This window comes from Shewanella sp. 3_MG-2023, assembly GCF_030548765.1.
GTDB lineage: Bacteria > Pseudomonadota > Gammaproteobacteria > Enterobacterales > Shewanellaceae > Shewanella.
Map to the genome: position 1 here is coordinate 88,215 of NZ_JAUOSH010000020.1, position 10,127 is coordinate 98,341.

The window sequence follows — 10,127 nt, forward strand, 5'->3', positions numbered from 1 at the left end:
TATTTTAGAAAAGCAGGATGGCAAAATGCATTTTTCGAAAAATTTAAGTTTTTTATGGCAGTAGATATAAAAATATGGGAATCGGCCCTAGAAGAACTTAAAAAAGCCCCTATTAAGGTAATAACATTTAGCAAAATCTGAGTTTGCCAACTTGCAATATGGTAAGACGCAACCTTTAATTATTAATCATAGAAACATTTTTTTCCAATTATGCGAGTCGTAATATATGGAAACACTGTTCGGAGGTAAGAATGACAAATAAAACCAAGCCTAGAATGCACAGCGCAAGGCATGTGTTTCGCTTTTCGTCAAAAAAGAACAATGGAGTCAATGTGCTTGAGTCATATCTTGAACTGACTTATGCGCTCATGTTTTCTTGCGATCCAAACATTAAATCATTTGGAAGCCAAACCGAATCTATGCACTGTGATTATAACGGTAAGCGATGTCGTTACACGCCTGACTTCCTGGTGAGCTATATCGATGGCACGTTTGAATTTATTGAAGTTCACCCAACAGAATTTATAACTGAAGAATTTCGGCAGCGTCTTGACCACTTTAACGAATATAGCGTCGCAGAATCCGGTATACCTATTGTACTAAAAACAGATGAGGGCTTGCATAGGATGTTACGCGTGAACTACCAATTAATTGCCTCTGAATGCGATATATTTTTAAACGATAATATTTCAATCCCAGACTTACCCTTGTCTATTACATTATCAGGCTTAATTGACCACGTTTCTACGTTTAATAACCGCCCTATTGCCCAGGCTTATACAATTGTTGGTCAAGGCCATTATGAATTTGATATGACTAAGTTACTTAGCGCTGACACTCAGTTGAGTAAAAACTAGTGATATATTCAGGTTATCAAGATGGCTCGCGTGTACATACGAGTGATGGTTTAGTCACCGTACAAATCATTAACCAAAATCATTGCCTGCTCTTTGACGAAGACCATAACCCAATTTTAAAGACTCATGAGCAAATTGTAGATGCTCTGAAAAGTGGGATTTATGTCATTGATATACCTGTTGTGCCAAAAGCCATTTTAACTGACTATCAAATCAATGATAGAGACACACGGTTAATGTATGTTAAATCACTCCAAAAGGTTGTTAATGAACATAACGTCAGGCCGACAACGTCGAAGGCATATAAACTAATGATTGAGCAAGTCGAGCTAGATTACCCTACTACTCGCGCTTTTGAAAAACACCCTGCTAAATCCAGTATTTGCCGTTATTGGAAAACCTGGGTCAAGGGTCGATTTCAGGATAATGCGCTTGCCTGTGCACGTCGAAATGCCCCGACCCGTATCAATCCAGCTTCTGAAGCTGTTTTAAGTGAATTTGTAGCAAAGACCTGGCTAGATAGTTATTCAAAACTGAGGAGTGCTCACTATAGGGCTTACTGCATGAGAGTAAATGAGGTCGCTAAAGCTAACAAGGCTGTCATCGCCGTTAGTGAGCGCTCTTTTTATCGACGTATCGGGGAATTAAACAATATTGAAGACGAGTTACTCCGCAGCGGAATAGGCAGTGCTCGTCGCAATCAGTTGCTACTCACAATGCAGAAAGCAATAAGAACAGACTTCGTGATGCAACGAGTTGAGATGGATAGAATAGATTTGAATTTGTGTCTAATTGATGATGTAACGGGTGAAGTTACCAAAAAGGTTTCTGTGTACTTCGCCATCGACTGCTATAGTCGTGCCATCGTTGGCGTAGTCGTTGACCTCGGTTTAGCAGAGAACAAAGAAAGTGTTGTTAAACTTTTTCAACAAATTTATATGCAAGATGAAAACCTGCCATTTTGCGCTAAACCTTCTACCGTTATCATGGATAATGGACCAGGTTTTAATAATGCAGCTGTTCAACAACTCTGTGAGCAATTGGATATTGATGCCGTCTACGCACCTCCTAATCAGCCGTCTAAAAAACCATTTGTGGAGTCGTTTAACAATGTATTTCGCCAACAATTTTGCAGCGGTTTGGCTATATTTGTTGACGATAAATTAACAGTTGGGATACCAGGATACGCAGGGGTTACAAAAAATAAAAGTGAACCAAATACTATAACAAGTCTCTCTAAAGCCGCAGAGCTATCGGTACGAGATTTTTTATTTTCACTAAATACCTTCTTGTGTGAATACAGTAATAAAAACCATGGCACTACTAAAATATCACCTCATGAGGCGTGGTTTAAGTCTTTAGATGCTGTACCGCGCTCACATTATGATTATGAAGCTGTCTTGAACAAATTTCATGTTTTACAGGAGAAGGAAGAGCAAAAGCTATATAGCAATGGCACCGTTAAGCTCAATAAGCAGATTTTTTTCAGTTACGAATTAAAGCAACTCTATATTAAAACCAAATCATTAAGTCGTGAGGCCAAGGTCGTGGTGACTTTGAATCCGTTCGATGCACGTTATGTCACTGTTCATTACTTTGATGACAGAAACCAAGATTCCTATCGCATAGTTGCCGAAAATAATGCAATTGAAGATATGTCTAAGCCTATATCATTCAAAGCGTTGAATGGTGAGACTGAAGATAGCTTCGACATTTATCGGGATACAAAGCATACGATCACAGGAGAATACCGCGTAAATATTGAAAAGTTATACCCTCAAACAACACGTCGAAAAAGACGAGGAAAAGAAACATCAAGTTTTGAGGAAAATAATAAACAAAACATCAGCGCACAAGCACGCATCGAACAATCAAATTTGATTGATTCAAAGTCAAATGAACACTTAAAGGCCAATATGCGCTTTAATACTTCTGAGTCTGACATTGGCGAGTCATTTGTGGATGACCTTATAAAAGTTGACATGACAGATAAGAAACGACGATGGTAGTACAAGATAAAAATGATTTAAAACATAAGATTGAGACTTTCCCATTTCCTCAAGCAATGGCCGTTCATCCTTCGTTATTGCTTGCATGGGAGCGTATTTGTGAGGTGCACCAAATGTACTCACTCCCATCTCGCAATAAAGGGCAGCTTATTTTTGGATTGTCTGGTGAGGGCAAGACATTTTTAGTTAATAATTATCAGCAACATTTCCCTCCGATTGTGACAACAGAAAAGAAATTAATACCCGTCTTCTATTGTAGGTTTAAAGAAGCGAAAAAATCGATTGACGATATTTTACGTTTTTTAATTAGCGCATTAGGGGTTAGTCCACCCAAAGGCCGAACTAGAGCAGGTGAACTTAGTGCACAATTTTATAAGCTCATCGACGAACTTGGTGTACAACTCATCATTTTGGATGAAATTCAACAAGTCTTACCTGAAAAAGATAGTGTTACAGCATTAAATACCCTTAAGTATTTTTGCGGATTACTGGATGAACTCCCCCCCTCTATTGTTTTCATAGGGAGTGAGCGTGCAAGTCGACTATTAACTTTTGGACAAACAGATAAGACGGTAGATGAAAATGAACAATTAAGTCGTAGAATGTTTCGCTCTATTCAGATTGGTCGCTTAGCACCTTGTTCAGATGAGTGGCTAACGAGTATTAATTGGTTTGTGCAAAAAATAGGACTTGAGCCTTTGACTTATTCAGATGGTGATTTGTTAGACAGGATTTATATCGCTTATGGACACGGACGCAGTATGAGTACATTAGATGATTTGTTTCTAAGAGCCCCATTTCACCAAAAAACAAAGACTGAATTAACATGTTTTTTATTTAAAAACTTCGAGAAACATTGTCACAAGGATGAAAACCCATTTAGTACCGAACATTTTAGTACTGAGAAAGTTAAAAAAGAAATCAATAGGTTCATATTGTAATGACGTCTTTTAGTCCAATACGTTTAGCTATAACGCCATCACAATATGACGATGAATCTTCAATCGGTTTTGCACTGCGTATCGCACAAGTTAATGGGTTTCAGTATCTATCAAGAATGCTATCAGTTACTCAAATAAATAAGTTGGTGCGCGGTAAAGGGCTACAGCTGACTGATAGTTTGGGTATCAAAGGTATGTATTATGACAATCAAGCTGTTGTACGCACACCGCTTTTTCAACAATCTTGGCAAATAAATTCCAAAGTGTGCTTAACTTGTATTCGTGAACTTGGCTATATCAAAGCAGAAGTACAACAACCATTTATAGCATGCTGCTCAGTACATCATTGCACATTTATTGATAAATGCAGCCAATGCAATCAACAACTAAAATGGGATATAAATTTATTAAAAGGTATCTGCACTGCAGATAGTTGCTGCGTTAAATTGTCGGATTCCCCCATTGATGAGCCGTATTTATCACAGTTAAACCAATTAACATCACCGCAGATTGCAGATTGTTTACTCATTTCAACCTTGTTGAGCACGCCAAACAAAACGATAATTGAGCCCTCAAAATTTTGCTCTACCCTTAATTACTATCAACAACTAGGTTCCGGATATAAACTATTGACTGATAAGGATAAATTCACTACCTGGCTTACGTCATTTTTTGAACAGCAATCTATCTATTTACCTTCAAACTTCCTATATGCGCAACTGTGGTTATTAGTTGAAAACCTTAATTCGGCCTGGCCAATCGATAACGTTGTTGAACATTTAACGTCTATTAACTTTAAACGAATTCAAAAACCTATAAATCCACTGATTGTTTCAATGCCAGCAGCGACTGCCTTGTTAGAAACAACACCTCAATCTTTGAAAAAGTTCAGTTCAATGGGACTTATCAAAAAACAGAATAATTCTAGACTCACCATTAACTCCAGAATTGATGTGTCTCCAATCATACAATTGTTAAGTCAGCATACGGTTGAGTCAGATATGAATTCATTAAACTCAATGCGAGATATTTGCTTAAAACACACCATAGAACAAATTGATATCATGCAGGCCTTGTTAGAAGGTGATATCACGTTAGGATATAAACCATCCAATACCTTACCCGATTCAATATATTGTAGAAAAAATGAATTGATAAAAGTAGGTGAAAAGGTCTTATTATCAAAACAAAGTAGTGAAATTACCCTAATACAAGCTTCTCATATTACTGGTTTTTCACTTGATGAACTAATTACGTTCAGAAAGAAAGGACTATTGAAACAACCAGTTGCATATAGTAGTTATTGTTTTATGTCAGATGCCATGAACTTAAAAAATAAAAGACATAATAACAAAAAAACTGACAAACATACTTTGTTAGTCTCACCTCTCCTAATCTAACTCAAAACCCGAGATAACGGTCAAGTCACACAGTACCTGGTTGCAATTTTTACCTTCTTCAAAATACCCCCCTTTATTATCTACTTAATGGTATCGCTGTGATGTTAATCATAGTGACCCATAGGCTTTCAAAAAAGCTGTTGTTTTATAAAGTATTAAGGTATTGTCAAATATTGATTATGCCTGACAACAGAACATGTCACTCCAGTTTAATGCTAAATTTTTATAACCAAATGAAATCATGCAAATTTATTTTTGGAAATGGATCTCAATAGATGTGGCAGAAATTAATTTTTAACTCAAATTGAGTGTCATGGAAAAATTTTAGTTCTTCCATAAGTCATTGAAATATATGACAGGAAAAAGCCTGATATTCTCAAGTTAAATGGCAGGTGTCATGTGATCAGGAACCTTTAACTTGAGATTTCAGGTCTATATGAGAATTTGTTCTTTATTATCCTTCTCTATTAAGTAATGTGACTTATACAGTTAAATTGTGTTTTCACGGCAGTATGAGATTTTCCTTTGCCCATGTATCAATAACTATGTGCTATATAGGATAACTGCCGTTTGAACTGAAACCAGTATGTCGCGTCAATTAGTATGTCTGTTATTTGAACTGTACGGATTATGAACTTCACAGGGTGATCCATTCACTTCATACTAAGCCAATCTTCTTCAGGCCTTATATTGACAAGGTTGCGAGCGCAGTGAGTGCCAGTATAGCTTGTCCTTGATGATATAAGAGCCTGATGAAATAATAGCTTATGGGTGTATTCAAATTAAAGCCAAGTTTGCTTTCTAGTTGTCGTCTTATAAACCAGATTGTAAGCTTTTAACTCTAGTTCCATTTATTGATTCACTACACCTAAACATACACTCGTTCTTTAGAAACATGTTTTCAAGTGTATTTTGTAAACTCTATCACCATGACCCATTTTTATGTGAATTACACAAGGTATTGAATGATACGATAAAATTTATAGTGCTTAACCTTTTAATGAAAGTATTATGATTTTCAAACGACCTCTAATGATTAAATGCTCGCTTATTGGGCGTCGCTACGTGAAATCTGAGACTTTGTCTAAGGCGTTGACCTATAGAATTAAAGCTGGGACGTATAAATTGTCCTGGAACAGCTTAAAAATTTATGAAGTTCAAAAATCAGTTTGTTCGTTTTTACCGTGATTAAGATTACATGTATTATCAATGTGCCAATTCGGAAACACTTCAAGTTTTACTTCTATAAATTTATCGAAGGCCTCATCAAAGCAATGCATTGCCAGTAGAGTTAATAATGATTTGGTGATATTGAATGAATCTACATTGAGAAATTCCTATTGCGAGTTTGATGTTTTGTTCAGTTAATTATATACAAGGACATGGAAGCTTAAATTTGCAGTAATTTGAGTTGTCATAATTTAAAATGAATAGTCAAAAGAACAGATAAGTCCCCTAATCCATTTTGTTTATACTGGGTCCATTCCTGCGCATAAACTGGCCACTGCCTCAGTGGTTGTCTAACGTGTTCCAGGACAATAACACTGTACGAAGTTCTGAAAGCTTCCATATTTCAGATAACCTCAGCTATAACAAAGCACAAGTTTCACCTACAAACTAGTGCCTAGTTAAAGTAATCTACTACAGTTGTCAGTCTCAAAGTCACATCCAAATTTAGTTTTTAATTAATTAACAAGACCCTTTTTTACAAAAGTTATTTCTATAAAAGTATTAGCCTCCTTAAACGTTTTAGAGCTCTGAATAGATCTATTCAATTTTCTCTTATCACTGCCATAACAGGAAATAACATAAATACTATTAGTTACTTGCATAGTTTTGGTTTTTTTAAAGGGTGGATTACAATAGCAATAAATGAAGACTCGGGTATTAATTCAGCTTTTTTAGCAACTGCAGTTATTACACTTTTACGACAAATTTTTTTATCATTTTAAACTCAACTTAGATTTAAGATGATGGCTATACTGGTAACAACAGAAAGTTGAGCTAACTCAAAAAGGCTACATAGTAGCCTTATAATAGAACTCAGTTAACTGTAGTGGTATAGATAATTTGCCACTCAATTGAAGGTTATATTTGGTTTTTGAGGGTATATACAAACGGCTAAGCTTCGGGATATCCATTTCAATTACGTTTTGGGGTAGAAACGACTCAGTCGCCCTAACCCACTTTTGGACATTTTCGTGTTAGGACTTTGGGTAATCATGGCATTTCAGATTACCCAAAGTATGGATAAGCTCTAAACCTGTGGCCAATTTCAATTGGCCACTACACACCGTGTTTGCGCCGCTCGAAAACACCACTAAAACTCAAGCCATACGACCTTGCCCTTGTTGCCGACAACCGATGATATTTATGGGGGTGCATAGGAATAAGCATGCACGACTGACAAGCTTTCTTAGACAAAAACCAACCACACCTAACGCCACTGTTTAAGCGGAAGGATTAAAAATTAACACTTAAGATGCGGAACAAGAAAAGTATCAGGAGGTGCTAAGGCATTGATATTTTAGGTAAAGAAATTAGCTGACGATGCTAAGGGATCTATGCGGCTAGTAAAAAATGTAACTGCTCTGCACACATCGAAAAAGCGTAAGATCTTACGCCGATATTTACACTATAAAGGTATCACTCGGGCTTGTTCAACACTTGGGATAAGGACGCGGCTACGCGCGGCCTATCCTTATCTGTTATGCGTAAACTAAAAGCTAGCATATGCTTTCATGACACTCTGCCCCAATACATTTGCAGTTGCAAGATACAAAAACTGTTTGGGTTGAGTGCTTAAAAATTCACTCATAAGCCATTGCTCTTTATCTGAGAATATTTTATCGAACATATATGGGTGATAACGGGTTATTGACCCCAGATAAAACATAAACATATATATTATCGATTCTTGACTGTACCTTTCGTCTGCGCACTTAGACAAGTACATTGTGTAACCATTATTACCTATAAAATACCATATCCCCTTATCTCTAATTTTCTTAGATAATTTAGCATAATCAGATCTACCAGGAGTGTATGAGGTCATTTGATGTAGCTCTTCATAGAAGACCCCATCCTCGTCTTGAATGATGTTATAACCAATCGCTATTAATTCAATAACTTCTTGAGGGCTACATGCTAATTTAGCTCTGAAGATTAGCTGTTTGCTATCTTTCAATAATTCAGAGGATTCTATACGAACAAAAGTTTCTTTCTGATTATAAATCTCGCTATAAGCACGGTGAACGCCTACACAATGATTCAGTAATTCTTTTGTATTCAGTTTAATATCGGCGGTATTTGTATTTGGATCAAAAAGAGAAACGAGCTCGTGAGCAACTTGGACTATTTGGTGTTTTTGCTTTTGTTTAGTAACTTCAGAATTAAGAAATTTATTATTGTGTTTTTCAGACATGCCGTGCATATACATCTTATTCTCACCGAATGAACCTCTCAAATTGATCATGATTTTTGCTAAATTAAGAAATGAGTAATAATAAAGCAAGGGTTGGCTTTTAATTGGACTTGATTCTGCTGATAAATAAAAATGCTTTGCTTGCTCAAGCAAAGAACGAAGAAACTCCTCTCCTTTTTTATCACTAGAGCCTTTTTTAATTACATAATCCCAAAATGCCCAAATATCAGATATTACCAACTTTTCATTTTTGCCTAGATTAACAACAGAGCTAGGCTGACTGAATAATGGGAAACCATATTTTTGTTCTATTTTTTTTCTAGCCACGAACACCTACTCTATGATTTAAATTATTACGCATAACGCCCACATTAATGGGCAAAAAATAGTTGGTTAAAATAAGCGACGCAGGAGCAAAACCAACTGTTTTTTGTCCTGTTGAATTGCTTGTTATACGTTTGCTTTACTTGCAGACCTGTAGCCAAATAAATAAAGTAGTCCAGCTACAAGCCAAACTATACCAACAAAAAGCACTACATCTGTTACTTTGTCTGGTTTTCGTAACCACAATTGTATTGGTAGCAAACCACGGATTATGCAAAGAGTAGCAATAGTGTATATACCTAACTTTAATAATGGGAGTTTGCGAATTATATGCGCTGCTGACAACGCATAGCAGCCAGGAATAATGAAAAGAATTGCGGCAAAAAAAGCACCTATAGGCGCAACGATTGTTCCTTGCTGTGCTGACTCTACAATGAATTTGGGAGCCATTTGAGCCGAATAACATTCAGGGCCAAAGAATACACAGGAAAAGTGTGCGAGTGCAGTGCTAAAAGCAATTATCGCGGCTAAAAATAAAAGAGTTATTCCATACTTTGATTTCACGCTGAACTCCCTTCAAACGTATAACGCCTGCATTTGCGGCTTGGGTGAACTGTCACCTTTTTTTGCCGCGCAGCGCGAAAAAGGTGACAGTTTGCCCAAGTCCGACAAGATGCACTGGTTATGAGTTTTTAATGCTTTTTTGTATGCCAAAATGCAGTACCAAAAGTTGTGTAGTCCATTGCACGACTAGTAAGTGCGTAAAGCTCTTTGTCTTCTCGATCAAAAACTTTACCGAAGCCATTATCCATAAACTCTACCCATGACAAATTACTTGAATAAGAATTAAAAAGGTGTCGCAACTTTCTTTTTCTTGTCCACGGGAACCAACTCGGATTTTGATAAATCACTTCGTGAAGCAAACCTTCATAGACAGTTAGCAATGTATCGCCTGTGCCAACTTCCAGAGTATATACGACAGCCCCTTTTACTTTTTCATGGGGCGCTTCCGTAAACTCATAACTTTCCAATATTTGCGGATCAAATTTTGACCCTAATTCAAATATAGGCAACATATAAAACCCTTTTGACTCATAACGATTTAGTTCACGAGCCGAAGGTCTCGTGTAACGGCTTGTTCTTTACTTTCGGAGAGAGAGGGTTATCGCTAC

7 protein-coding genes and 1 pseudogene are annotated in these 10,127 nt (G+C 36.7%); 5 read left to right on the forward strand and 3 right to left on the reverse strand.

From position 1 onward, the window contains the following. The first annotated feature begins 251 nt into the window (after positions 1–251). From Q4591_RS12785 to Q4591_RS12805, 5 genes and pseudogenes are all read left to right on the forward strand, one after another. Positions 252–857 carry a TnsA endonuclease N-terminal domain-containing protein gene (locus Q4591_RS12785; RefSeq protein WP_303461322.1) on the forward strand — a complete coding sequence of 202 codons (606 nt, stop codon included), beginning with the start codon at positions 252–254 and terminating at the stop codon, positions 855–857. Next, entirely contained in the window at positions 857–2,866 is a 2,010-nt protein-coding gene (locus Q4591_RS12790) for a transposase family protein (protein WP_303461325.1), read from the forward strand. The genes Q4591_RS12785 and Q4591_RS12790 overlap by 1 nt, the downstream gene beginning before the upstream one ends. Then, complete coding sequence (locus Q4591_RS12795; protein ID WP_303461327.1) at positions 2,860–3,807, forward strand: TniB family NTP-binding protein; 948 nt, start codon at positions 2,860–2,862, stop codon at positions 3,805–3,807. Before Q4591_RS12790 ends, Q4591_RS12795 begins: the two co-directional genes overlap by 7 nt. Next, positions 3,807–5,207, forward strand: a complete 1,401-nt coding sequence (locus Q4591_RS12800; RefSeq protein WP_303461330.1) for a hypothetical protein — start codon at positions 3,807–3,809, stop codon at positions 5,205–5,207. The genes Q4591_RS12795 and Q4591_RS12800 overlap by 1 nt, the downstream gene beginning before the upstream one ends. A 2,295-nt stretch (positions 5,208–7,502) precedes the next feature. After that, positions 7,503–7,661: pseudogene (locus tag Q4591_RS12805) on the forward strand (IS91 family transposase); the annotation flags it as partial. A 265-nt stretch (positions 7,662–7,926) separates the two neighbouring features. On the opposite strand, the gene Q4591_RS12810 reads toward Q4591_RS12805, so the two are convergent. From Q4591_RS12810 to Q4591_RS12820, 3 genes are all read right to left on the reverse strand, one after another. Further along, positions 7,927–8,958 carry a YaaC family protein gene (locus Q4591_RS12810; RefSeq protein WP_303461332.1) on the reverse strand — a complete coding sequence of 344 codons (1,032 nt, stop codon included), beginning with the start codon at positions 8,956–8,958 and terminating at the stop codon, positions 7,927–7,929. Between the two features lie 123 nt (positions 8,959–9,081). Then, positions 9,082–9,519: a hypothetical protein gene (locus Q4591_RS12815; RefSeq protein ID WP_303461334.1), complete on the reverse strand. Its 438-nt coding sequence runs from the start codon at positions 9,517–9,519 to the stop codon at positions 9,082–9,084. A gap of 128 nt (positions 9,520–9,647) precedes the next feature. Then, on the reverse strand, positions 9,648–10,031 hold the full coding sequence (locus Q4591_RS12820; protein WP_102440639.1) for a hypothetical protein: 384 nt from the start codon (positions 10,029–10,031) through the stop codon (positions 9,648–9,650). Positions 10,032–10,127: the final 96 nt, after the last annotated feature.